The sequence below is a fragment of the Parabacteroides sp. B2-S-102 genome (genome assembly GCF_023656665.1).
GTDB classification, from domain to species: domain Bacteria; phylum Bacteroidota; class Bacteroidia; order Bacteroidales; family Tannerellaceae; genus Parabacteroides; species Parabacteroides distasonis.
The window spans coordinates 27,090-50,338 of record NZ_JAMOKM010000026.1 but is presented as its reverse complement, the minus strand read 5'-3'; the positions used below and the strand labels follow the sequence as shown (position 1 = coordinate 50,338).

29 protein-coding genes are annotated in these 23,249 nt (G+C 46.1%); 7 read left to right on the top strand and 22 right to left on the bottom strand.

Annotation, left to right across the window (positions count from 1 at the left end; translation table 11 throughout):
- Position 1: 1 nt before the first annotated feature.
- The 18 genes from NBH07_RS20740 to NBH07_RS20655 form a co-directional block, all read right to left on the bottom strand.
- Positions 2-1,474, bottom strand: coding sequence for a DUF3945 domain-containing protein (locus NBH07_RS20740; RefSeq protein ID WP_122128849.1), 1,473 nt, complete (start codon positions 1,472-1,474; stop codon positions 2-4).
- Entirely contained in the window at positions 1,471-2,583 is a 1,113-nt protein-coding gene (locus NBH07_RS20735; RefSeq protein WP_122128851.1) for a DUF4138 domain-containing protein, read from the bottom strand. Before NBH07_RS20735 ends, NBH07_RS20740 begins: the two co-directional genes overlap by 4 nt.
- A gap of 12 nt (positions 2,584-2,595) precedes the next feature.
- Positions 2,596-2,781: a hypothetical protein gene (locus tag NBH07_RS20730; RefSeq protein WP_007564699.1), complete on the bottom strand. Its 186-nt coding sequence runs from the start codon at positions 2,779-2,781 to the stop codon at positions 2,596-2,598.
- Positions 2,778-4,061 (bottom strand): conjugative transposon protein TraM, encoded by a 1,284-nt coding sequence (gene traM, locus NBH07_RS20725; RefSeq protein ID WP_122128853.1) that lies wholly within the window; start codon positions 4,059-4,061, stop codon positions 2,778-2,780. Before traM ends, NBH07_RS20730 begins: the two co-directional genes overlap by 4 nt.
- Positions 4,048-4,746: a hypothetical protein gene (locus tag NBH07_RS20720; protein ID WP_008771423.1), complete on the bottom strand. Its 699-nt coding sequence runs from the start codon at positions 4,744-4,746 to the stop codon at positions 4,048-4,050. The genes traM and NBH07_RS20720 overlap by 14 nt, the downstream gene beginning before the upstream one ends.
- Positions 4,747-4,750: 4 nt before the next feature.
- Entirely contained in the window at positions 4,751-5,806 is a 1,056-nt protein-coding gene (locus NBH07_RS20715) for a TraJ family protein (protein ID WP_122128855.1), read from the bottom strand.
- A gap of 6 nt (positions 5,807-5,812) precedes the next feature.
- Positions 5,813-6,409 (bottom strand): TrbJ/VirB5 family protein, encoded by a 597-nt coding sequence (locus NBH07_RS20710; RefSeq protein WP_008781150.1) that lies wholly within the window; start codon positions 6,407-6,409, stop codon positions 5,813-5,815.
- A gap of 5 nt (positions 6,410-6,414) precedes the next feature.
- The gene (locus NBH07_RS20705; RefSeq protein ID WP_008781151.1) at positions 6,415-6,636 is read right to left on the bottom strand and encodes a hypothetical protein; all 222 of its coding nucleotides are present in this window, start codon (positions 6,634-6,636) and stop codon (positions 6,415-6,417) included.
- Positions 6,629-9,235: a TraG family conjugative transposon ATPase gene (locus NBH07_RS20700; RefSeq protein ID WP_008781152.1), complete on the bottom strand. Its 2,607-nt coding sequence runs from the start codon at positions 9,233-9,235 to the stop codon at positions 6,629-6,631. Before NBH07_RS20700 ends, NBH07_RS20705 begins: the two co-directional genes overlap by 8 nt.
- The gene (locus NBH07_RS20695; RefSeq protein ID WP_005868885.1) at positions 9,232-9,543 is read right to left on the bottom strand and encodes a hypothetical protein; all 312 of its coding nucleotides are present in this window, start codon (positions 9,541-9,543) and stop codon (positions 9,232-9,234) included. Before NBH07_RS20695 ends, NBH07_RS20700 begins: the two co-directional genes overlap by 4 nt.
- Positions 9,544-9,555: 12 nt before the next feature.
- Complete coding sequence (locus NBH07_RS20690; protein ID WP_005868883.1) at positions 9,556-9,900, bottom strand: hypothetical protein; 345 nt, start codon at positions 9,898-9,900, stop codon at positions 9,556-9,558.
- A gap of 18 nt (positions 9,901-9,918) precedes the next feature.
- Positions 9,919-10,269, bottom strand: coding sequence for a hypothetical protein (locus NBH07_RS20685; protein ID WP_008781153.1), 351 nt, complete (start codon positions 10,267-10,269; stop codon positions 9,919-9,921).
- Positions 10,266-10,478 (bottom strand): hypothetical protein, encoded by a 213-nt coding sequence (locus tag NBH07_RS20680; protein ID WP_005868879.1) that lies wholly within the window; start codon positions 10,476-10,478, stop codon positions 10,266-10,268. The genes NBH07_RS20685 and NBH07_RS20680 overlap by 4 nt, the downstream gene beginning before the upstream one ends.
- 18 nt (positions 10,479-10,496) lie before the next feature.
- On the bottom strand, positions 10,497-11,075 hold the full coding sequence (locus NBH07_RS20675) for a conjugal transfer protein TraO (RefSeq protein WP_008781154.1): 579 nt from the start codon (positions 11,073-11,075) through the stop codon (positions 10,497-10,499).
- A 308-nt stretch (positions 11,076-11,383) separates the two neighbouring features.
- A complete protein-coding gene (locus tag NBH07_RS20670; RefSeq protein ID WP_007844590.1) occupies positions 11,384-11,977 on the bottom strand; it encodes a Crp/Fnr family transcriptional regulator in 594 nt (197 codons plus the stop codon).
- A gap of 244 nt (positions 11,978-12,221) precedes the next feature.
- On the bottom strand, positions 12,222-13,352 hold the full coding sequence (locus NBH07_RS20665) for a hypothetical protein (RefSeq protein ID WP_110506514.1): 1,131 nt from the start codon (positions 13,350-13,352) through the stop codon (positions 12,222-12,224).
- Positions 13,353-14,046: 694 nt separating this feature from the next.
- Positions 14,047-14,529: a DUF3408 domain-containing protein gene (locus NBH07_RS20660; protein WP_008781156.1), complete on the bottom strand. Its 483-nt coding sequence runs from the start codon at positions 14,527-14,529 to the stop codon at positions 14,047-14,049.
- Positions 14,530-14,533: 4 nt separating this feature from the next.
- Positions 14,534-15,232: a ParA family protein gene (locus NBH07_RS20655; protein ID WP_008781157.1), complete on the bottom strand. Its 699-nt coding sequence runs from the start codon at positions 15,230-15,232 to the stop codon at positions 14,534-14,536.
- A gap of 403 nt (positions 15,233-15,635) precedes the next feature.
- On the opposite strand from NBH07_RS20655, the gene NBH07_RS20650 reads away from it, so the two are divergent.
- Genes NBH07_RS20650 through NBH07_RS20640 form a run of 3 tightly spaced genes read left to right on the top strand, consistent with a single transcriptional unit; the run spans position 15,636 to position 18,382 of the window.
- Positions 15,636-15,974, top strand: coding sequence for a plasmid mobilization protein (locus NBH07_RS20650; RefSeq protein WP_008781158.1), 339 nt, complete (start codon positions 15,636-15,638; stop codon positions 15,972-15,974).
- Positions 15,971-17,371 (top strand): relaxase/mobilization nuclease domain-containing protein, encoded by a 1,401-nt coding sequence (locus NBH07_RS20645; RefSeq protein ID WP_008781159.1) that lies wholly within the window; start codon positions 15,971-15,973, stop codon positions 17,369-17,371. The genes NBH07_RS20650 and NBH07_RS20645 overlap by 4 nt, the downstream gene beginning before the upstream one ends.
- A 27-nt stretch (positions 17,372-17,398) precedes the next feature.
- On the top strand, positions 17,399-18,382 hold the full coding sequence (locus tag NBH07_RS20640) for a hypothetical protein (protein WP_008781160.1): 984 nt from the start codon (positions 17,399-17,401) through the stop codon (positions 18,380-18,382).
- 44 nt (positions 18,383-18,426) lie between these two features.
- Here NBH07_RS20640 and NBH07_RS20635 read toward each other — a convergent pair whose 3' ends face one another.
- Complete coding sequence (locus NBH07_RS20635; RefSeq protein WP_005868867.1) at positions 18,427-18,582, bottom strand: hypothetical protein; 156 nt, start codon at positions 18,580-18,582, stop codon at positions 18,427-18,429.
- 596 nt (positions 18,583-19,178) lie between these two features.
- Positions 19,179-19,328, bottom strand: coding sequence for a hypothetical protein (locus NBH07_RS20630; RefSeq protein WP_227154429.1), 150 nt, complete (start codon positions 19,326-19,328; stop codon positions 19,179-19,181).
- A gap of 538 nt (positions 19,329-19,866) precedes the next feature.
- Here NBH07_RS20630 and NBH07_RS20625 point away from each other — a divergent pair.
- Genes NBH07_RS20625 through NBH07_RS20610 form a run of 4 tightly spaced genes read left to right on the top strand, consistent with a single transcriptional unit; the run spans position 19,867 to position 21,198 of the window.
- Positions 19,867-20,178, top strand: coding sequence for a DUF2958 domain-containing protein (locus NBH07_RS20625; protein WP_122128857.1), 312 nt, complete (start codon positions 19,867-19,869; stop codon positions 20,176-20,178).
- Between the two features lie 40 nt (positions 20,179-20,218).
- The gene (locus NBH07_RS20620; protein WP_008781163.1) at positions 20,219-20,455 is read left to right on the top strand and encodes a hypothetical protein; all 237 of its coding nucleotides are present in this window, start codon (positions 20,219-20,221) and stop codon (positions 20,453-20,455) included.
- A 13-nt stretch (positions 20,456-20,468) separates the two neighbouring features.
- Complete coding sequence (locus NBH07_RS20615) at positions 20,469-20,717, top strand: hypothetical protein (protein ID WP_034528129.1); 249 nt, start codon at positions 20,469-20,471, stop codon at positions 20,715-20,717.
- A 43-nt stretch (positions 20,718-20,760) separates the two neighbouring features.
- Positions 20,761-21,198 (top strand): hypothetical protein, encoded by a 438-nt coding sequence (locus tag NBH07_RS20610; RefSeq protein WP_008781165.1) that lies wholly within the window; start codon positions 20,761-20,763, stop codon positions 21,196-21,198.
- A gap of 202 nt (positions 21,199-21,400) precedes the next feature.
- Here NBH07_RS20610 and NBH07_RS20605 read toward each other — a convergent pair whose 3' ends face one another.
- Together NBH07_RS20605 and NBH07_RS20600 are read right to left on the bottom strand one after the other, a co-directional pair.
- Positions 21,401-22,930, bottom strand: coding sequence for a type II toxin-antitoxin system HipA family toxin (locus NBH07_RS20605; RefSeq protein WP_008781166.1), 1,530 nt, complete (start codon positions 22,928-22,930; stop codon positions 21,401-21,403).
- The gene (locus NBH07_RS20600; RefSeq protein ID WP_007844677.1) at positions 22,920-23,240 is read right to left on the bottom strand and encodes a helix-turn-helix domain-containing protein; all 321 of its coding nucleotides are present in this window, start codon (positions 23,238-23,240) and stop codon (positions 22,920-22,922) included. Before NBH07_RS20600 ends, NBH07_RS20605 begins: the two co-directional genes overlap by 11 nt.
- Positions 23,241-23,249: the final 9 nt, after the last annotated feature.

The following is a 23,249-nucleotide window of genomic DNA, read 5'->3' as shown; positions in this document are numbered from 1 at the left end:
GTTATAAGTCATTGAAAGCCCGGTTGATGGTGCTGGCTATCGGACGGGCCATTTCCTTGCTGTTGTCGGGTTTGGGTGTGCTGGCCAGTTTGACATCTCCCAGTGTCTTTGTGCTGCCTTCCATCCCGAAAATCTTTTGTACGGCTATCAGCGTGTTGGCTTGCACACCCGTTTCACGCATCTGGGTAAGGTCTTCTTGGGCGAGCCGGTACCCTTCTTTCTGTATCTCTTGGATGACATGAAAGTTGTCGGTCTGTGCGGCATCCAACAGACGTGCGGCCTGCCTTTCATGTTCGCCCTGTTCTTCCGGCTTGGTGCCGAACAGCTGGATGACTTCATGGGTTTGCCTTTCATCCAGACCGTGTTCCTTACCGATTCCTTTGATAAACTCTTCACTGGGTTTATATCCTTCCTCTTTGAGCTTCCCGATTTTTTCAAAGTCATGTTTGCCCACCGCTTCCTTAAACTCGGCTTCCATATTGCGCCCCTCTTCGTGTTTTTGCTCTTTTGCAGCTTCTATGTTGGCCGCATGGGCTTCCAGTTTGGGGGTCATGGCCTTGATCAGCTCTTGTGCCTTGCCGGGAGTGATACTCTGTATGTTCTGTATCATGACTCCTTTCCTGTCATCCGTCAGTTGGATGTCGGCAATGAAGTAGCCTTCCGGACTGTGCAGCAGCTTGTTCTCCAGTGCATGGCCGTTGGCGAGCAGGTATTTGTCGGCTTTGGTTAACTTGTAGCCGCCATATTCGCTGGTCTGCCCGATGATGTCGGGAATCTTGATTTCCTGGTTGGTGCGCAGGATGACGGAGTTCAGATCCCGGTCAACTTGCAGCAGGATGTCCTTCTTATTTACGGTGATGGGTACGATGTCACCGGCAAGCAGCTGTTCTTTCTCTTTCTTGCCCAACTTCTTTCCCAGCACCTTGTCCGGGATAACCAACGCCTCTTTGCGGTAGAATACGGAGATTCCGTCATCGTTGAAACGGAGCTTCCCCGGTTTGCCGTGTATCTCCATCAAATCAGACATGACACCCTTTTCCAGCTTGGTGCCTTTCCCGTCGAGGATGTTCCCTTGCTTGTAGGCGTATTCATAGAGCGACTGTCCGGTGTAGCATACCTTCAGGCGATGGTCGATGACGGTAAAGCCGTCCTTGTCATGTCCCTTCAGGTTCTCCCACCGCTTGATGCTGATGCCATCCTTCTCCAGTTCGGCGACATATTTAGGATCATTGGCACGTTCCTTGTCAAAAAGGGCGGATACACGTTCTTTTGATTGGTCACGAAGGCTTTCATCGTACTTTGCTCCGGCTTTTTCCCTGATTTCGCTTACGCTCATGCTTTGCTCTTCCCCGTCTTTGCGGAATCGGAAATATCCGTTCCGGTATTCGGTCTGATAGCCCAGTGATTCGGCGATGCCGCCGAACTGTCCCACGTTGTCGAACATATAGGTGTCTAATGCTTCTCTCAGTTTCATGGCTGTAGCTTGTATAAGGGTTCTGCGGAAAGGATGTATTCGTTCAACACGGCCAGCTTGATGTGCCGCCCGCCGTTTCGCTCGTAAATCTCGATCTCGAATACCTTATCATCGGGTATCGTGAATTTGTCGAAACCAAGTATCAGCCGGTTCCGGCTCTTGCCTTTGATTTTCGTATCAAAATCTTTCTGATAGATAGGTTCGATGGTCGTTTCTTGCTGGATGGCGTTCTTGCTCTTCTTTTGGTTACGCTGGAAACATTTGACAAACTCGATGTCGTAGTCGATGTATGATTTGTTTTTCAGGTCAAAGATGAAAAACATGAAGTCCTCATGCACATACAGATTGGCCATTGACAACTCAAACTTGTTCTCGATGACCCCCAGGCTGTAGATGTTGCGCTTCTTGGTGCGCAGCTCTTGGATGCATCTTTCCATTTCCTCGCTGTTCACATCCACATGGGCGGTATATTTGCGCTGGTCATCAAAATTGTAGGTGAATACGGAGGTATTGCCCCGTTTGATGGTGATGTGGTAAGTGTTCATGGCCTTATCCACCACAAACAGGTTGGAATATGCCACGGCATCTTTGGCGGTTGATACTTTCAACTGGTTGTTGTAGGCGGCCAGAGTGAAGGACACCTCGTTGCCGGGCGTTCCGTAAGCGATGTCCTCCGGAAAGAAGAACTCGGCCAGATGGAGGTCGCTGACTTCTGCCTGATAGTCATGGTGCTGCCATTTCCCGTTGTCCTCGTAAATGTTCGGGTGCGAATCCGTGCCGCCTTCGGGAAGGTAGCGGATGTGATAGGTGTAAACGCTTCCGTCGATGCAGACTACGGTCAGGTTGGTCTCTTCGGTGAATCCTTCCGCTTGCGCCGAGAGCCTGACGATATGGGGCGCCTCTTCTACCCGGCTGGCCATGACAAGCTCCTGTTCGCCGATGGCGATATCAGATACTTGCACAGGGAATACCAGGTGTTTCACACAGTCGAAAGAGATAAAGATGTCTTTTTGGCTGATGGCTTGTTGCCGGGGAGTGCCGTTTCCCTGAGCGAAGAGCGGCAGGCTGCACACAAGGCAGTAAAACAGTAGATAAATATATTTCTTCATGTTGTCGATATGTTAAACGGTTCTTGAAAAAAAGGCGGTGAATACGGTAATGCCCCATAGAAGAAGCAGGGTAATGCCGAAAGAAACGGTCAGCGGACGGATTTCTTTAAAGGCTCGTCCGTTCCGGCGTGATACGTAGATCCGATAGCCGAAAAAGACCGCTGACAGCGCAAGCAGGTAATTGAGAATGTCTATCATAATTTGTCTATCAATGTTTGAAGGGGATGATTTTTCTTGTTCGTTTTCTCTTGTTCCATTTGCTCATAGAGCTTCTGTAACTCCGCTTGCACGGCTTGCCTGCGCAACTTCGATTCCTGACTCTCTTCCTGGATATACATTTCGTAGTTGGACTTGAGATGTACCTTCACTTGTGAGAGGCTCATGTTCAAGATTTGCTTGGCTACCTGGGTGGTGGCGTTGACTACGCTGGTCACTTCGCTGGCCATCGTGCCGATGGAAGAGAGCGGCATGTCAATGTTCTGTACAAGACCTTGTTCCATACGCTTGGCTGCACTGGCTTTCAGGTTATTGGGCAGGTTCAAACCTTCCATGGCATCATTGTCGAAGACAACCACCGATACGGGATTGAGGTTGTCTCCTACCTTCAGGTTGCTGACTACCACATCGAGGCGGTTGGCTCCCAAAGTGGCGATACCGTAAAACAGCGTGTTGACCGGTATCTTCATGCCGGATAGGGTTACGTCCTGAAGCAACCGCATCCGTACCGTACTGCCCGTGACTACGGTCTGGTCGCCGTGGATGCAAGCCCTGAAGAGGTTGCTGTTTCCCGGTGTGGAGGTCGGTTGGCGGCGTACCCGCTTGCCGTTTTCGGCACGGTAGATCGGGCCTTTTTGCATCAGGCTGTCGGCGGATGGATGGCCGGAAGGGTTGGCAGCGGCTTTCTCCGTTTTTCCCTCTTGGTCATAATTGACAATCCGTTCATACATGCGCTTGCGGTATTTGTCGGATTCTTCCAGTTCCTTGCGGATGCGTGAGTTCTTCTTGGCTTCCCGGATAATCTCGTTGAGTGCCTGCTCGTCCTCCAGTCCGTCCAGTTGGCTTTCCAGCTGATGAGAGAAGCGTCCGTTCCGGCCACCTCCGTATTCTGCCATGACTTCGCTGTACGGATCGTTCTGCATACGGCGGATGCGCTCCAGTGTGGCACGGTCATACCGTTCCTGCTGGTTTTGCAGCTCGAAGTAAAAATCAGATCCTTTGACCTGAGACTCTTTCAGGATGCGTGCCTTCTCCTGCTCTTCCAGTTTGTCCTGCTTATAGGCTTCCATCTTGTCGTTCACCTTGTCGGCCATTTCCGACTGTGGTTCCAGAAAGGCTTGCGAGGCGGCCTGTCTGTCACTCCCTGACGGCACGTTCCCGTCCTCACGGATGAAGAATACATAAAGGAAGAGGATGCCCAGGATTACCGGGATGGCCATCAACAGCTTGTTCTTGTCTTTGATAAGTTTATTCGGTTCCATGGTCGGTTGGTTTAGAGGTTTCTGACTGGTTTTCATTCTTGCCCGGAGAAGCTGCCTGCGATGTGTTGGCGCCGTTGCTTTCCACGGGTTCGGAATAGCGGACAATCCAATCTTCTATCTTGGCTCCGTGCGCATTTTCCTCGCTGCGGGACAGCATATCATAGATGGTGAACTCCGCTTCGATATTACGTGAGATGCTTCCCCGTGCCCGGTACCCGGTCTGCGTGAAGATTATCTTTCCGGAAACGGGTATCGTTTGGGTGTTAATCTCTACATCCTTGATGCGTACCCCGTAACGGATATTCTTTTGTATGAGTGAGTTCAGCATATTCACATCGTTGTACTCGTTCAACAACTCCTTCCCCTTGTTACCTATGAGGTTGAGCGCAAGCGAAATGTTCTTCTCGTAGCTGCTCTCGTCAAAGGCATACCAGTGGGTTACGAAGGTCTTTACATGGTTCATGTATTCGTATTGCCGCATATCGCTGGCAGACAGGCTGCTTGCCTCATAGACTTCTCCCTGCCTGTCGATGACGAGAGCCTGGCCGTATGCTTTTTCTATTTTGTTGATAAGGAAGATGATACTGCTGGCAAAAGCGATAGTCAGGATGATGCAGTACCCGGCTGAAAGCCGGATAGTCAGCTTGACCGCATCATCAGCTCCTTTGAATTTCATCAGATTCATAGTTCTATTTTTTATTGTTGTCGTTTATGAAACTTGCCCCGATAGAGGCGGCACCGCCTACGTTGGTCAGCTTGCCGCCTGCCGCTGCGCCTCCCATCAGGGCGATGGTGGCCGCCGTGGTGACGATTGACACGGTTTTCGAAATGATTTTCCCTGCATCGCTGTGTCCTACGATTTTGGAGGATAGCCAGAAACAGCTGCAATAAGCACCGATTAAGGCGAGATCCATTCCTAAATATTGTATCTGCTGCGTAGCTGCGTCCACCATGTCGGCACTTTCCGTATAGATGGCCTTGAAGGTCTGCCACATGATTTGGTTCAGAATATTGATGACGGTGAATACCATACAGGCGGAGCAGAGCGTACCGAACCAGATACTCAACTGTTTCTGAAAGACCGGCAGCATGCTTACGGCAAAGACAAACGGGCCGAGAATGACCAGTAGCTTGACAATGACCACGCCGATACCCAAGATGACTACTTGTATGATTCCTACCAATAGGGCGGAAATGCCATGAAGTACAAGGGTGGCGAGGTTGGCGGGATTGAGCAGCTGCACAATCTTCTCCACGCTGGAGCGTACACCGGTCATTTCGTCCTCTTCCATCTTTTTATCCAGTTCGTGCTGCATGGCGCCGGTGTTGTCTTCTCCGGATGCTACCTCCGACTGGAGGCTGTGTTTGTCGTATTCGGCAATCATCTCTCCTTGTTCGGTGGCTGATTGTGCCATGAACTGGGCAAATTCCTGCGCACGCTCGGAGGTCAGCGAGGTGGCTTCGTTGATTACTTCCATCGTGCCTACGATGGTTTGGGCGATGGGGGTGTACATGCTCAGGCAGAAGAACAGTACCAGGCAACGGGCGATTTCCATCATGTCGGGAAATTTGTCCTCATTCGGGCTTAACAGCTGGCTGGCTCCGTGATAGAGATAGTTGTATGCCAGGTTGCAGATAAAGCAGATGACACCAACACCGAAGGCGATGACCGTCATTTGCGAAACGAGTTCCATGGTCAGGCCGTCCGTGATCTGGAGTCCCCAGAGAAAATTGTCTTGATTCATAACGCTTTAATTGGTGTGTCGTGTGAAAGCGGCCAGCCGTCCCTGATAGTAGGTCTTCCGGTTATGCCCTTTCATGGATTTGTAAATGACCGTGGAACGCACGGATTCGTTAAACTCTCGCATTTCTTCAGCTGCCTTCTCTACCGATTCCTTCACTTGCTCGATGAATGACATGCGTCCTTCCGAGTTCATCGAGAAATAACTGGTCACGGTGGCTACCTTGAACAGCAAATCGGTACTCAGGCTCAGGTTGACGGTTACACGCTGAAAATTAAGAAATTTCAAACAGTGGTAATTTGAACCTATATTCAGGTAAAAACTGTAGTCGCTGCTCAGGCAGGCTACATCGTCAAGTAAATCGGCCAGTTCTTTTAGTGACTTGAGTTCCTTCAGCTGGTCGATTTTTTGCAGGCCAAGCCTCAGTTCCTGAGCGTCTATCATTTCATTGATTTGTGCGACCCATTTCTTGACATTGGCGATCCATTCCGTTGAGTTCAGCAGGGTGTGTCCGGGATCATGCACGACAAACTGGGCATGAACGCTGCCGGTTCCCGTCAGCCCCATCGAGACGGCAAGTCCGAGTATGAGAATGATTCTTTTCATGACGGTTATTTGTTGATGATGAATAATAGGGTGAATATGACACATACCAGCCAGGCTATCAGATAGCTTTTGGCATTTTCCTTTTTCGTGGCGAGTGCCCATACCACGAAAATGAGCGCAACGCCCAAAAGTGCGGCGGCAATGCTTCCGGCAAGATTGTATGCGCTGCCGTTGAAGTCGGTTGACCAGCTTAGAAGGGAGGTCAGCCCTTGGGTGGCGTCATCCATACTTTTTCCTCCTTTCCTCCAGATAGCGGTTGATGGCCGTATAGGTCGAGCCGCTTTCGTTGAACAACTGCTTCAGCCGTACTACCGTCGCTTGGCGCGAATCGAAGGCTACGGCGGCGAAGTCGGACACCTCATTGCGGAAGATGAAGGCATCGTTCGACATCTTGATGAAAAACTCTCTCCAGCGTTCCGTGCGTTGCAACGACTCAATCATATAGGCCTCTTCGTCCGTGATGGAAAGCACGGCTTTCACTTCCGGCAGGTTCTGCCGGTGTTCCGAATGGTCGAGGATAATCTTGGTCGCGCAGTTGATGATGATGGAGTCCTTGATACTGGACGGCATGTTTTTCAAAAACAGGATGTTCTGTGCAGCCAGCGTGATGCTTCCTTCCTTTTTACGGAAGGTACGGTACAGGTAGGCGATGAAGTCTCCGAATTTCTCGTCTTGCAGGAAGTCGAGCGCTTCGTCGATGATCAGTTCTTTGGCAAATCCCTGGCGTTTCTTGATTTTATCCACGATCATTTGCAGGGTGATGATGGCAACGAGTGGAAAGTACTCTTTCTTAGAGGCATCTTCCATATCGAAGGCTATCAGCCGGTCATGCACGATATCCACGTTCTCGGTGGCGTTCAGCAGGAATGACAGCTCTCCGTCCGTATAGGGTTCCAGCAAAAGTAACAGTTCCTCTATCTCGAATTTCTGTTTCTCAAACTCAGTCATCCGTTTGCTGAACACTTCCTTCAGATAAGCCCGGTAAGTTATCAGCGTCGGGAAGATACGCTCATGCTTCTCTCCTATTGAAGAGTTGTTCACATAGTCGTAAAATCCGATGACGGATTTCCTGAGAATGGCGTTCTCGGCAGGCAGCATGGGTTCACGTACCTTCCAAATGTAGCTGATAATGGCGACGATGGTCTTTATCTGGTCATCGGCAGACTCGGCATCCGTGGTGTCGATGTACAGGTATTTGCCGTTCTTATCACGGTCACACAAGAAGGGGTTGAACGCAAATTTCTTCTGCTCGGTAGAGTCGAAGTATTTGCCCCGGTTCAAGGCTATCGTCGAGCGGTAAGAGCCGCCGATGTCGATGATCATCACATCCCGGCCCAGCTCATAGCTTTGCAGGATGTAATTGTTCAGCCAGAAAGATTTACCGGAACCGGACGGGCCGATAACGATGCGGTTCTTGTTGTTCAGCGCCGGATAATCCCAGAGGTTTATCTTGGCTGGAGTACCGAAACGGTCATGGTAGATATGTCCTTTCTCGTCCGAAAGGTACATCCCCTCTTTTTGCAGATAACAGATGGCCTGCTTGGTCGTGTTGACGAAGCCCCGGTAATTGGCCCTGGCATTGCCGGGTATGTTGCAGAAGAACAGGTTGCACAGCTCGGCGTTCTCCACATAACACGAACTTTGGTTCATAAAGCTGAAGCCTTGCTGTACCAGTGCGGTTTTCTGCATGAGCGAGGTACGGTCTGTATCGTTCAGCACGACATTGAAAGCGGTATAGGCGGTCTGGTAGTCGAACTGGGTAATCTCATCGCAGAAGGCTGCCTGCTCGCGTTGCTTCTCCGCTGCGGGCGGATAAAAGTTGGTGATGTAGTTCAGCGCGTCTTTCTCCGCACCGATGGCCGTTACGGTGGCATCGGGATCGGTTATCTCTATCACGATGTTTACGATGTGGTTGAACGGCAGGCCAAGTCCTACGGGGTACAGCATCGAGCATTTGCTCCGTATGCTGTCCGGTATCTCTATGTTTCCCCCGTATGCCTTCGACTTGCCGGTGTGCGGCACGGCCAGTTCCTGAAGATGCTCGCCTTCATTGGTCAGCGAAAGGATGGAAACGTGCTGCTGCCCTATTTTCATGCTTCCGCTTTCACTGACGGCCATAGGGTTGACGCTCTTCTGCGTGGCATCGTTTTCCGGTGTCTCGTAAGAGAGGTTGACGTAGTCGTAGATGGCGTTGTTCAGTTCCGTATCATCCATCTTGCGTATCTCAAACTGCTGGATGGACGACAAGCCGTTCTCAAAGTTCATCAGAAAGGCTTCCATTTCTGTCAGCCGTTGCTGATATTCTTTATAAGGTTGCTTGAACGGGTAGTGCAGCTTTCGCATCAGCGAGGTGCCCGATGCGCTTTTGCGTATCTTACCGTTTCGGCTGCCGTTCGTGAACGTCACATACAGGTTGGTGTAGCTGTTCAGTATCTCCTTGCCGTTGAAATGACGGTTGTTCTCCGCTATCAGGGCATTGGAAGAGTATTCTGCATGATGGTATCGCCCCGTATAGTAGAAATTCTGCTGATGGATGACCGTGCCTGCCGGAAGCATCTTCAAAAGAGCCTCCAACCGCTCATGGATGTATTGCGCCTCGCTTTCCGACAAGGTGAACACTTCGGGCAGAAGCAGCCGGTAGCCGACGGTGATGTCACCGTTCCCGTTGATGACGGCGTTCTCCGTGATGGTCTGGATAGGCAAGACACTTTCCAGATCCACGGATTTGTCCTTCACCTCTATCTCTGTCTGCCGGATATACAGCAGAGCAATCAGCAGGCTCAGCGCACAGATTAGCAGTGATATGAGTATGATGATTCCTATCATGGTTGCTGTTTTAGGATGAATTTGAAAATCTGCCGTTTGTCCGTTATCTGCCGGGGGGTGGCGTTCTTGATCCGGAGGCCGGTCAGGTAGTCCGGGTTACCGGCCTTGTGTTCCTTTTTCAAGGTTTGGAACAGCAGACCGGATAGAAACAGAATGGCGGAAATGATTCCGATGATGAGTATCGGGTGCAGCTGCTTGAATATGCTCACGATGATGATGATGGCCGTCAGCAGCATGAAAATGGCGAACTGTCCCGATGACAGACCGAAGAACTTGATCGGCTTGTTGATTTTACGCATGGTTCTCATGGCTCTTCGTTTTTAGATAATCAGGAAGGCCACCATGATGACTACCACGGCGATGATCCAGCCGAGCAGGTATTCCTTGGCATGGGGATTGTTCGTGGCAAGCGAATAGATGACAAAGACCAGAGCGATGCCGAGTACCGCTGCCAAAATGTATTTGGCTACGTCCAGAATGGTGTCCGCACCCTCTTTGGCTTTGTCTGTCACTTCGGATAGGCTGTTGATCTTCAGGCCGCTTTGTGCCTCCGCCACTTGTGCCGTTCCCAACAGCGTGAAGAATATGAGAAAGGTGAAGATAACCTTTCCATAGCGGTTAATGACTTGGTTCGCTTTTTCTCTTACATTTTCGATTGCTTTCATTTTGTTCCTATTTTTTAATTAAACATGAATCGTTTTCAGTCTATCCCATTGCACATCCTTATACTTGATGGATATGGGCTCTTCTTTCGGCTGTTCCGGCAGTGGTTTGCCTGAGTAGTAGTAGGCTCTTCCATGCAGGTACATATCGGCTATTTCGGCAGCCAATTCCTCTTCTTCCAGCTCAGGCTGAAATACCACGCAGATGACCGGACAGGCTCTCTCCTGCCCTTCCTTGCGCACCGCCTCCCTTATCGGCTTCTCTTTCTCCTTTCCGGAAAAAGAAGAAAGGGCTTTCTTCTTTTTCCGGAAGTAAAAGTGAAGCGTGACACAGGCGAGTATGGCAACCAGTATCAAATCCACTACGTTCATAAGAGTTGCCAGATAATGAGCCAAGTGACCAATGCCGTGATATAGGTGATGATGGCCTCTTTGGTGCGCTCGTGGTTGCTTATCAGCTTTTTAAGTACCGCTAGTCCGGCACATAGAAAGCCTACCCCTATCAGCATGGCGCCTATTTCACGGTATAAGGAGATCAGGCCGGATACATTTGTATCGGCTAACAATATGATAATAAGCATGGTGATATGATTTGTCGGTTAGTAGAGCAGTATCTTTATTCCTACGTTCCAGACAGTGTTCCACTTGTCAATGGATAGGGGATTCCAATGTTGTTGTATGCGGGCAAGCAATGCCGTTCGGGGCAGGATGAATACTTCCAGTTCCGTTTCCAGTTTCGGGCCGATGATGAAGTCGTATTCCTTATCGGGGTGGCGGACGTATTCTGTACCGATGAATCCTCCCAGGCCGATGCCCCAGTAAACGGATTTCAGGTTGCTGGCCAGGGTTCTGTAATAACCGCCGTCCACATAAAAGTCCTTACCCTTATCATGTATCGTTTCGGGAATCGTTTCTTCCGGGTTCAAGGTAGAGACTTGCGGTAGGTTGGGTGTGTATTCGTAAGGCTTCTCAAAATAGCTGAGCCCGGCTTTCCAATAGCTTGTCCGGTTGATGTATCTGGAAAAGGACAGGTTGTAATAGTTGCCTGCATTGCCGAACAGGTTAGTGCCGTAGTTCAATTCAAGTGCCGGGATGTTCTCATAATGGCGTTGCGCAAAAGCGCTTACGGTGCATAACAGCAGGCTAAGGCTGATAGCAGTCAGTCTGATGTGTTCCATGGGAATTACTCTTTAGGTTATTAATGTTATATATTTTTCTATTTGTCTCATACGGTGTTTCCAATTTACGCGGATTCCTGTCGGCAGAACCGAATCAAGGTGCTTATCGCGTTGTTTTCGCTCCAAACATATAGATTATATACGGGAGGACAAATTTTATGAAGGGTTTTTAAAGGGCCTTCCGTGTTTATTTAATGTGCATTAAAAATACATGTGCCGTAAACCGGCAGGTGTGGAATAATTCTACAGAAAAAAGCCGGATAGGATTAGTTGTGTAAAACTGTCCTGCCCGGCTTATAGGGTTTGGTTTATATGCGCTTTCGGATGTTGCTCAATGCTTGTGGCGTGATGCCGATATAACTTGCTATGTCTTTTAAGGGTATTGAACGTAACAGCCATTTTTCATTGGCCAAAAGCGCTTTGTAACGCGCTTCGGCATCCAGTGTGTAAAACTCCTCTTCCCTTATTATTTTGCGGTTGATGGATCTTACCAAATGTATTCTGGCCAGCTTGTTGAAATTGATGGATAACTCATATAGCTGATGAAGGTCTTTTTTGGGCAATCTCCAGATCTTGCATGGCTCCAATGCCTTGATATTGTAGTGGGCATGGTGTTCTTCATGTGAAAGGAAAAAATTGATGAACTCTTTGGCTTGGATAAACCGTGCTGAAATCTCTCTATTCTCTTTGTCCGGAAACCATAACCGGACGATGCCGGATTCCAGATAATAGAGGTAGCATACTTCCTCGCCCCTAGTGACGAGGTGTTCTCCCTTCTTGATATGGATAAGCTCGAAATGAGCATCAAGATACGCCTTTTCTTCGTCTGTCATCCGCACGTGAAGATGGGTGCCCATTACCATGAGCGTCTCATCTATCAGGGTGGCAATTGTTTGAACCATTGAATTTGTTTTATGTTTATATAAGGGTACGGAAACGTACCCTCTAACATGGACGTGGCGTTCCAACAACAAAGGCACGCCCCGTACCAGTTTCATACTGGTACAGGCATGCGCCTGTTGTTGTTAATTCCTTAACGATAGATGCCACTCTTTTGTTAGACAGACGGACGTATGTAAAAAGCGGACTGCCAATTTCCTGACAATCCGCTGCAAAGATACTATTTTATGATTTTTGTTCCAACTTTTAGGGATTTAAGTTGACGGCAAGGTCTTCTGGGCGAATGCCCACTACCTTTATATAGGTATCCCGGTAGATGTTCTCCTTAATCTCCTTGTCCTCTTCAGAATAAAGCCATGCGGTAAATTCATGGTAGTATTCGCCGGTGCCGAATTTGAAGAAATCCTTATATTGATAATGCCTGCTCACGGGAATGCCTTTCTTGTTTAACAAGAAGGATGATTTGAGCGCATCGTGATATTGCGAGGTCAGTATCGCCTTTATCTTTTCATCGAAATATTCCAGTGTTTCTTGGTCAAAGAAAAACTGTACGGTATAAGGCCACCTCTCCCCTTTTCCTTTGATGTACTGGTATTGGAATTTGGTTCTCTCCAGCTTTTTGTTGATACCGTTTAAGATGCTAGTCACCTTCTTCTTCCGGTCATGGTTATCCTTTACCGTTACATCAAATTCCTTGGCAAGCTGATCTACCGTAACGGTGAAATAAGGTGCTTGTCCTTGGTCAATCTTATACTTGATCAAGTAAATCATTTTCGCTAGGTTCAGATAAAACTTGCGGTAGCCTTTGCGGTTTGGCAGGTTACGGTAGTCTTTCAGTTCTAGCAGATTGTATTCGGTAAGCAAAGTATTCATCAGATCTTTGCTCAGATGCACGTTGTAATTCCGCTTGGTGCGCTTTTTCGTGCCGAAGTCATCCTTTATCTCAAAGCGATCCAGTATTTGAATGAACTTATATTGCGTCTTGCCGTTCATGGCGTATGCTACACTGAGGTTGGATGTCCCTAAACGGTATAACGCCGCTTCAAAGGTGTTCTCTATCGGATGCTCTATCTTTTGCCCGTTCTGTTCGGTGATATATACCGGACGTTGGTTGCTGAACAGGAAGTCAAGCTGCTTCTCGGTCAGTTTTCGTTGCAACTTGGTTCGTTCATACCCCATGACCTCACAAAAATCGTTGATGGAGAACCAGCAGTCGCCGAACAGATCTTTCATTTGTGAAGATGCCACGTAAATGATAATGTCAGACATGACAGTGCCGCCTGCATCAAATAGAACTTCCAATACTTTCGTGTTGGAAGACTCGCTGAGAGTCCTGGGGACTCTGCTCAACTCTTTTTGTGTATTACTTTCCTTCATAGGCGGACACTTGTTGTTTACTGATGCAAAGATACGTTTTTTTACGGAGATAGTGAATCTAACTCCCTATAAATGAAGATTCCAAAGCATTTTTTTCGTGCTGTTTCTTGATTTAGTTGTGTAAAAGTGTCCCGACTACGGCTGTTTCCGCTCCCCCAGTTGTGTAAAAGTGTCCCGAATGATCGGTTTAGTTGTGCAGAAGTGTCCCGGATTCCTGATTTAGTTGTGTAAAAGTGTCCTGAATGCAGATTCTAGTTGTGTAAAAGTGTCCCGGATGACCGATTTAGTTGTGCAGAAGTGTCCCGAATAGTCGGTTAGTTGTGCAGAAGTGTCCTGGTTGTGAAAAAATGCCATCAAGTGCTAACTTACAATAATATAGTTAATTATACAGAAAACCTCCCTTATTAGTTGTGTAAAAGTGTCCCACAAATACTTAAATTCCTAAAAACCTAAATAAAACAAAGAAATGATTTTATTACTGTATTCTTACTTTCGGAAAAAATTTTGAGGTGGAAACAAGTAGAAGTTTGAATTCTTTAACATATTGTCCAGGATAATAGGCAAAGGGATTTTTCCGCAGTTGTGTAAAAGTGTCCCGGTTCAATGCCGGCCTTCACTAAAACGGTGTGCAAAAATAACGCCTGCCCGACAGATGCAGTCGAACAGGCGTATATATATTTTTCCGAAAGTAGAATCAGATGCTCATATACTTCTTCAGTATCGCTTGAATCTCCTTGTTATGGCTGGTCAATATGTCTTCAAGAATGTTGTTGGCGATGTTGTGCATTCCTAATCCAGTGGCCATAGCAATCTGCTTCAGCTTTCTGTGGGTTTCGCTGGATATCCGGATTACTTCGGTGTTCTTTAATTTTCGCTCTTCCAGATATTCCGAGAATTTTTTTCCGCAGACTTTGCTTTCTTCTGTTTTTGGAGAAGACTGCACGGAAGGTTTGGATTCCGGCTTTTCCATTTGTTCCGGCTGAGGTTCTTGGACGGTTTCTGTGACCGGAGCCGATTCTTTCACCTCTTCATGAATGGGTTGCTCAATCGCAGGTTGGGGAATAGTGCTTTCCGCAACACTTCCGATCTGCTGGATTTCCTGCTCTTTCTTACTGGCGCTTTGCAGCAAGAGTTTTCTCATGGCGGCTGATGATGTCCTTTCTTTGTTGGTTGCCATAGCTTTATTCTCCTATATGGTTACAGATTAATTCCAATACCTCTTCACAGAACGCATCACAGGGATGATGGTACGCTTTACTCAGCGTACTTAAATTGCGTTGATAGTCAACCCTTGAATCCTTGATGTAGTTTTGCATCAATTCGAAAGGCAAGGTTTTTTTATTTTTCAAAATTTCTTTGAACTCCAGCACATTCGGAAGAACACGGTTCATAACACCACGCACGGTAGTCTTTTTGCCAATCTTTTGACGGCTTTCAATAATCCCTTCATAGATGTTATTGTAAAAGACCAATGTAGGTCTTAAATCGGTCTGGTTCGGTTCGAAGGGAATGATGATCACGTCAACGAAGTGCAGCGTTTCAACTACACCGTTTTGTTTCAGGTTACCCGGAAAATCGACAAGTATAATGTCGTAATTGTCCTGAAGGAAATCCAGTTGGTTGATGAACTCTGAGGAAGAGATATTGATAACCTCATATTCTTCTTCCTTTTTCATGATTCCGTCCTCGGCTTCGTCCTCACGTAATTTTCCGATAGTGTTCTGCATGTCGTCGATATCCACCACGGCAATGGATAAGCCACCCTCTTCGTTTGACTGCGAATGAATATAACCTGCAAACAAAGCTGTCAGCGTAGACTTCCCTACCCCGCCCTTGGGATTCTCAAAAGCTACGACTACTCCTGGTAATATTTGTCCCATAATGTACGTTTTTAAGTATGTGCGCAAATATATAAATAATAAATTAAATAATTGCATACTTTTATAATTAATTTATTACACACTTATTTACTTAATTGTATAAGTAATTACATATATAAATATGAATATAATTATGTACATACTTAATATTATAATTAAGTATGTATGTTCATACTTTGTAATAATATAATTAGTAATTATGTATTTTGTAACTAATGGCTTTCCGTTTGCCTGTTACAATGTGCGTAGTTACTTTGTAACAAAGTGAGCGGTTAATCTGGATTAAGAAATCAAGACTTTTGTCTGGTTTTGTTTCACAGCTGAGTATTATTGCATATCTTTGCTAATGCAAGGTATGTTTTTGTGGGTACAAAAACCCTTGCGACAGCCGAGTTGCCGACCAATGTTCGTTACACTCACATACTCTGTATATATGAAAAAGAATCGAGATATAAGTATAAAGATCCGCTTGACGGAAGCCGAGAAAGAACAGCTTCTTCAACGTTCAAAGGAAGAGGGAAAATCCCTTTCTTCCTTTATCAGAGAGTCTGCCTTGAAAGGCAGAAGCATATCGAAAACCGATGTGCAAATGATATATGAACTTCGTAAAATAGGAGCCAATATCAACCAGCTTGCCAAACATATCAATACGCTTCCGTCCGATGAAAATATATTGTATTCATTGGATCGGATTAACCAATACCTTTCGGATGTAGAAACCATTAACCGGAAATTGTTATGATAGCCGAGATACAGCCTTCTTTCTCATCCCACCTGTCCATGAGCAGGAAAATCGAATACCAGCTTTCCAAGGTCAAGGAAGGAAACGGAAAAGTGCTTTGCACCTCCACCGGTGACGAACTGGCCGCCATGCCAGCCTACATGAAACTTATCTCCCAGTTGAATGACCGGGTGAAACTACCTTATGCGGAATTTATTCTGAGCCTCTATCCGGGAGAAAGCCTTTCCGATAAACAGTGGCTTTCTCTTGCCGGGGAATATATCGAGAGGATGGGGTACGGAAAGTCCTGTTATGCAGTTGTCCTGAATACCGACAAGGTACACAGCCATGTGCATGTGCTGCTGACCACGATTGATGAAGAAGGCAAAAGCATTCCTTCCGGGAATAATTACAGCCGTTCCGAAAAGATATCAAGGGAACTGGAGCAGAAGTATGGGTTATTGCCTTTGGAAAAGGAAGGTGTCAAGAGAACCACATTGGGAGAGTCGCAATACCGTAACTATTATTTTGATGCGGCCTTGAAAAAAGCCATGCGTAGTTATAATTATAAGGATAAGGTATCGGCTGTCCTGGAACAATCCGATACATACTGGTCTTTGGATAAACCCTTGCAAGAAATAAAACTGGCCAATGAAGAATGGCGTGTCCTGTTGGGTGATGAAAGCTATGACAACCTTTTCGCATTGCTGGAAAAAGGAGGCTTTTTCAAACCCTTGTTCAAGGACGAACTGTTACAGCTGCTTGACCGTATTTATTCTTTTTCTGAAAGTACATCCGATTTCCGAAGAAACCTGGAACAAGAAGGGGGATATATGCGCCTTGTCACCAAGAATGACAAATCCTATTATGTCTATGGCATTAAGGATTCTGGATTTTATCTGAAGGACGTTTCGCTTCCTCAGAAATATCGCTTCGGTAATATCTGTTTTGATGGCCATGGCATGAGTGCCGATGAACAGAAGCATTATCTCTATGACCACGTGTTTAAGGCTTTGAACTCTTCTTCCGGATATGAGGATTTCAAGAAGAACTTGGCGGAAGAATCGATTCGGGTGACGGAGCATGTAAACGGCAAAGGCGCATATGGGATTTCTTTCTATATGGAAAACGTGGAAGATCCTCATATCTTCAAGGGTGCGGAACTTTCTCGCCAGCTTACTTATCGGAATATCCAGAGGCATTTCGATGGTGTGGCTATCGGTTTCTCATCGCATATTGATAGGGTAGGGGAGTTCCGTGAGCGGGTGGATCGTGAGGCTTTCTATATGCAGGGTGGGGGAGTTATGGCCATTCCGGAGCTTGACATTACCGGCAGCGGGAAGAAGTCGCAAGAGGATGATCTCATACCGTCCAAAAAGAAACGGAAACGCAAGAGTGGTCCCGATTTCTCATTATGATGAATACTAACTTAATACATTTGCTTTATGAATTATCAGACCGTTTTACAGAATTATCATCCCACTGAACAGGGGGATTTCATGTTGAGATATGAGATAGGTGGCCGGGGATATGTCGTTTACTCACCGGAGAAAGATGCGTTGTCTTGTATCGAATTACATGGCTTTTCCGAGCTTACTCCTTGGCAATTGGCTTTTGTCCTTTCATTGGATATGCAGCAGATGAAAGAACAGGATGAGTTTTCTCTTTCCGTATGTTGCAAGCGGGAAAAGCTCTTGTCATATCTCTTTGATGTAGAGGAAAGCGAAACAACTTTGAAGACAAAACATGTGTCCGGGTGGCAAGGCTATCTGATGATGGATATACACAAACCTGATAAGGTACGGAACGTGTTCCAGTTTCATCCGGAAACGAAAGAAGCCCGTTTGGTCTTTGACAACCGGTTATGTGTCGCTTCCCTTCGTGAGAAAGAAAAAGGAAAGCTCATCCATCTCTGTTGGAGTCCTTCTCTCTTTGCTGCCATCGATAAGGGAGGAGAGCGTACCGCACCGGCTTATCTGTTGGCTTCTGATGCTGCCTTGTTGCATGGGTATGCCATGAAGCAGATTGCGGAATGCTTTGCCGGTACACCGGTTGAAGAACAGGTTATCGGCATTCATGTGGGGGATAATGTCTATGAAGCCTTGTCTTTCGTGTGTTATTATGCCCGTAACACACAGAATGAATACATGGTTATCCCGGAGAGAAAAGATGGGATGGTGATTCTTGAAACCCCGAAATGGAATCCGATACGGCAGGCCAACTTCGTGGCTTCACTGAACAAGATGGCGGTTGACCAGGCGAAGAAACGCTATCCGGAAATGGAGGTTCCAAATGAACGGCCATTCACATGTCTCTCTTTTTCCCGGAAGTCTTTCGTCTATTTCCCGGATCTGAAGGTGTATCAGGAGGTGTTCTTGAAGATGTATTTGGGATTGGTGAGGTTACAGGAGGTGCATTTGCTGGGGTAAGGAACAATTGCAGTGCTGCTTATAATATAGTGGCACTACTATTGTTAGAGTACTTCTATCATTCCTTTGGTTACGGCATCGGCCAGTAGTCTTTTTACAATCCTGCCACTGGGAGGATTGGTTATCCCAAGCGTTATCTCAACCCTGTTTGATAGAGGATGATAGTGCAGGTATTGGAGGATTTCATCTTCAATAGTCATGTTATAATTATTTTATCGGGACAATTTTGCCTGATATTTATGCTTTTGTTTATTGTTCTGTCCCGATAGAGATTATTTTGGATGGACAAAGAAACGCTATCCGGAAATGGAGGTTCCGAATGAACGGCCATTCACGTGCCTTTCTTTTGCCGGAAGTCTTTCGTCTATTTCCCGAGTCTGAAGGTGTATCTGGAGGTGTTTTTGAAGATGTATTGGGAATTGGTGCATTTGTTGGAATAAGAAAAAGGGTGCATCTAATGCCCAATTTGAAAGGATCACCTGCTACAGATAACTGTAACAGGGATATTATCCTTAAAAAAGTGAGTTAGATACACTCTTTTAAAGTGCTTCTGTTATTTCTTTGTTTACGGTGTTGGGGAATAATCTTTTTATTACTCAGTTATAGGGAAAATAGGTCTGATATTTATGTTTGGATTATATACTTTGAGGATAAGTGAAGAAAGATATCTGAAGGTGGATTCTTTTATTTAGAGTTCCTTTTAGAATAAGATTTCGCCAAACAGAAATATATTTAGAATTGTTTCTCATAAACCTCAATGCTGCAACATTGAAGGCCAATCTGTAAGCTTGATATCTTATACATTTATTCTTATTTCCAATTTTTCATATAGCACAACCGCCTTTATCAGAGGCAGATTCTCCTTGTAGAACCACGGGAAATCAATACATCTGAAATCGATATGGCTCTCCTCCAGCAGATTGAAAAAACGGATATCGTTTATCATGTCTTTTATGGAAACGAACAGGAGAGGTATCTTTTTTCTTTGGCAAAAAAATAACGCCTTCTGTAGTTCCGCATATGCGATGGATTGTTCATCCTTGCTAGTGGAATCATTTCTCTTGTCAAAAAAAGACAACTGGACTTTTAATGAATTATGTTGCTGGAGGTATTCCGTCAGCTGTTGCTGTGCTTCAGGAGAGTTGGCATCTCCAATACAGTATTATATCACTATATTGCTTCATATCGGGTATTTGTTCCGGTTGCATGCTCCTTTTTTCCAAAGGCACCCCTGCATATTCTTTCAATAGATGCTGCTTCGTGATCTTTCGGGGTTTCTCAACGGAGTAGAATGCATATCTGAATATAAACTGAGTCCCTTTCTTCTGCACGGATTCCTGTTCCAGGAAAAAAGAATTCAGGCGTATCTTGTTTTCTTGAAGGATATGTTTGGAAAAGGCCATCCCGGAAAGGGTTTTAAAAAAAGGTCTTTAAATCTAGCTGAAGCATAAAATTAGAAGTTTAACCCATTAAAAATGTGACGTATGATTACAGTGACAGAACAACTAAAGAATGTGTTTGAAGCCAACCCTTTGTATTCAAAAGAGGGGCAGGGGCTTAATGCGGAAGTTATAGCGAGATTTTTTCTTCCTTTCTCTTCGGCGGTATGGTTGGTAACGGAAGCTGAACAGCAGGAAGACGGTGATTGGCTCTTTTTCGGCTATTGCCATATTCAAGAATGGGAATGGGGGTATGTGCTTCTTTCTCAAATTCAAGAGGTGAATGTTCGTGGGTTGATCGTGCAGCTGGATAAAGGGCTGAAAATCGGTACGACGGTAAAGGATTGCCTGAATTGATTAAGGGGTAAACGGAATGTTGAACTTAAAAACGGAAGTTATGGTTTACGAAACGAATTGCACGGAAATAACACAGGATAAATGGCGTGAGCTGATGAAGTACGGACGAAAATGCTCTTATCGGATGCTTGCAGCGAGAATCAAGCGGGAATTGCCGGAATTATACCATGCGCTGGCTCTCCAGTTCTATAATCCTTATGCGGAACAATGCAGGCAGACACCTACACATTATATATTGGTTCATTCGGCCATTGAATATTTTATCAGAAAACAATAAAGGACAAATGGTTATGAAAACAAAGAAGGTTGATAAAAAGAAAACGCTGGCTTATGCGGTGGCATTCTATTTTACTGAAGCATCCATCAAGTTCATGATGGGAAATACGATGTATGAGTATGTACATACCGTTTATGACAGGCGGTATGATAACGGTGTTTTTAATACGCTTGCCGTAGTCTATAATTACAAGAAGATGAAATACGAGGTATTGGTTGTATCGGACGAGAAGGTAGGTGACAAGGAGATTCAGATAATATAAGTTTCACAAACAGGGCTTTTGCCCTATAAAAACGGCTTTTGAGATGAAAAAGTTATCGGCTTACACGGTTGCATCCAATTGCACCGACTTGACGGATATACGTGACGGTATCGCTGAAATACATGAAGCGATGAAGGCTTGTGTTGAATCTGGGAAACGTATTCCTTCATTTTATGTTTCCCGGTTGGCTAAGCTGGAAACCAAAAAGAAGATACTGGAGAAACGGACACAGGTACACATGACAGTCACCATCCGTTTCTTTATAGACGATGATACCCTTACGATGGCAGTCAGGCATTGTCTTTTCTTCAAGCTGGAACCGACCCGGCAGAATGCGATGAGAGCCATCCGTGATGCGGTTCTCAATAACGGACGTTCCATTCTTGACTTTCCGGAAGCATGGGGAGAAGATCTTATGGATGTGTCTTCCTTTGATGTGGAGAATGCTATGAAGAAGCTGCGCCCCTCATTCGGTCTATAACGTCATTACATATTTTTCCGAAAGTAAAGTAACCGTTGATTTTTTTGCTCAGCGGTTCTTTTTCGCAAAAAGAACCAAAAAACTTTGAATGCTATTTTTTAACGCCTCTTTGATTTATGCTTTCAGAAGAAGTTGTATGTGGTTGTCTGCCGAACAAGAACAGATTTTTTATTAATGTGATAATGTCGCTATTTGTCTGTTTTTATTTTCTTCTAGCCAAAGGGAGCAACAACCGTTCCAGAAGTTCTTTCTTGTTCTCAGCGGTCATTTTGTTTCTTCCTTTGGCTATGATTTCAGCAGCCAAATCGCTTTTACGCCCGGCGATGTATTTCTGTCGCTTTCCGTTGATGACTGCCTCGATACGGAAATCATGCCGGGTGTTTTCGATGATGTTGATTTCTGATACTAGAAAGCCATCCTCTGTTTCGTAGGGTTCAACGATGGTGGGCAGGTAGTGCTTCATGGTTTCCCCTATGAGCGGAGATACCAAGCCGGAAAGATGCTCTTCGATGCGGTCTTTCCAATACTCATCGATTTGATAATTGGTGGCATAATCGTAGAAATGGCTGATGGCAAGGCTGACTTCCTCGATTATCCTTTTCGCATTCTTTATTCCGTTTTGTCGGGCAAATTGCAAGAGGTCATCTTCCGTGATGCCGTTGTCTTTTCCCGAAATATTCATAGAGTGTACGTTTTCATAGGCCGCACCGTCTAAATTGGTGGTGAATGTCATGTCGTATGCAGGGGTGATGTGCCATGTGCCGTTTCTTTCCATCAGGAAAGAGAAATTCTTGATATGGTCATCCACGTTGCCGCCCATGACATTGAATACCATCCGGCGGTACAGTTCGGACTGTTCGCTGGCCGGGATGCTCAGTTTTCGGCAGACTTCAAACAAATCCTCATAGCTTGTTGCGTCCGGATTCATGGCAGCGAGTGTCTGTGTATGTATCTTCTCTCCGTTTATCCTATCGTAACGCTCCGTCAGGAAGTGATGTTTCCCCTCAATTTGAATGAGTCGGGAAGGCATCATCGTAATCCCGGCTTCTTTTGCCAACTTATAATATACCATTTCCATTTGCGTGAACGGAAAATCGTCCCCTTCTGCAAACTTCAATATGTAGTAGGTATAGCCCTCCGGCAAAGGAACTTGGCCGGAACGTATATCATGTGTCGTTTCATTGATGGCGATGATGGCTTTCGGGTGCTGTCCTCCGGCTGATGTCCCTATCTCATAGATACTTTGCAGTTGCAGTGCTTCATCATCTTGCACGGATATTTCCTCCCGTTCCTCGAAGATACGGCGTGCCAGTTGGTATAAACTCTCTATCTGGAGAGTAGAAGAGGATTCCAATCCCGGAGTGGCCGGAATGAACTCAAAGGCTCCCATTCCCCGTTTTCCGATGAAAGACAGTTTATCTACCGGCGTGAGTTTGCGCTTGGGGATATGGTTTTGTGCCGCCCATTGGTCGAAGACCATGTTACCCCACCGGTCAGGCAATGAATCTGCCAAGAACGGTGGAAGACCTTGATAAATCTTTTCTCTGTTTCCGAGTATGGGCATACCCTTTGCCGCCGATCCTTTGACAGAAGCGGTCAGTGGGGCGATTTCCACTCCTTTCTTGATGAAGTCCGGATGATAGTTGAAGACGGCTCTTTTGCTCCTTTCGTCCCAATAGAGCTTTCCGACTTCTTCCCCCCATAACATAACACTCACAACATTATTTTCCATGTCTTATCCTTTTCGGCTTTTTATTCATTATTTGTTCCATAGTATAGGCTGAAACAGGTATTTCCGGCAGCAGGTCGTCCATCTGTTCCAGACAGTCCACTACTCGCAGCAGGGCAAGAAAGTTGCCCATATTGATGTTATAGGCCTTCCCGTTCTCAAACTGGCGCAAGGTGATAAGGCTGACACCGGCTTTCTCGGCAGCCTCTTTCTGGGTGAACCTATAGGTTAGTCTGTATTCCTTAAATCGCCTGCCCAGTTCCGCTATGATTTCCGGATTGGCCATGGCTTGGGTGATGTGATTCGTTGTCATATCGCAAAG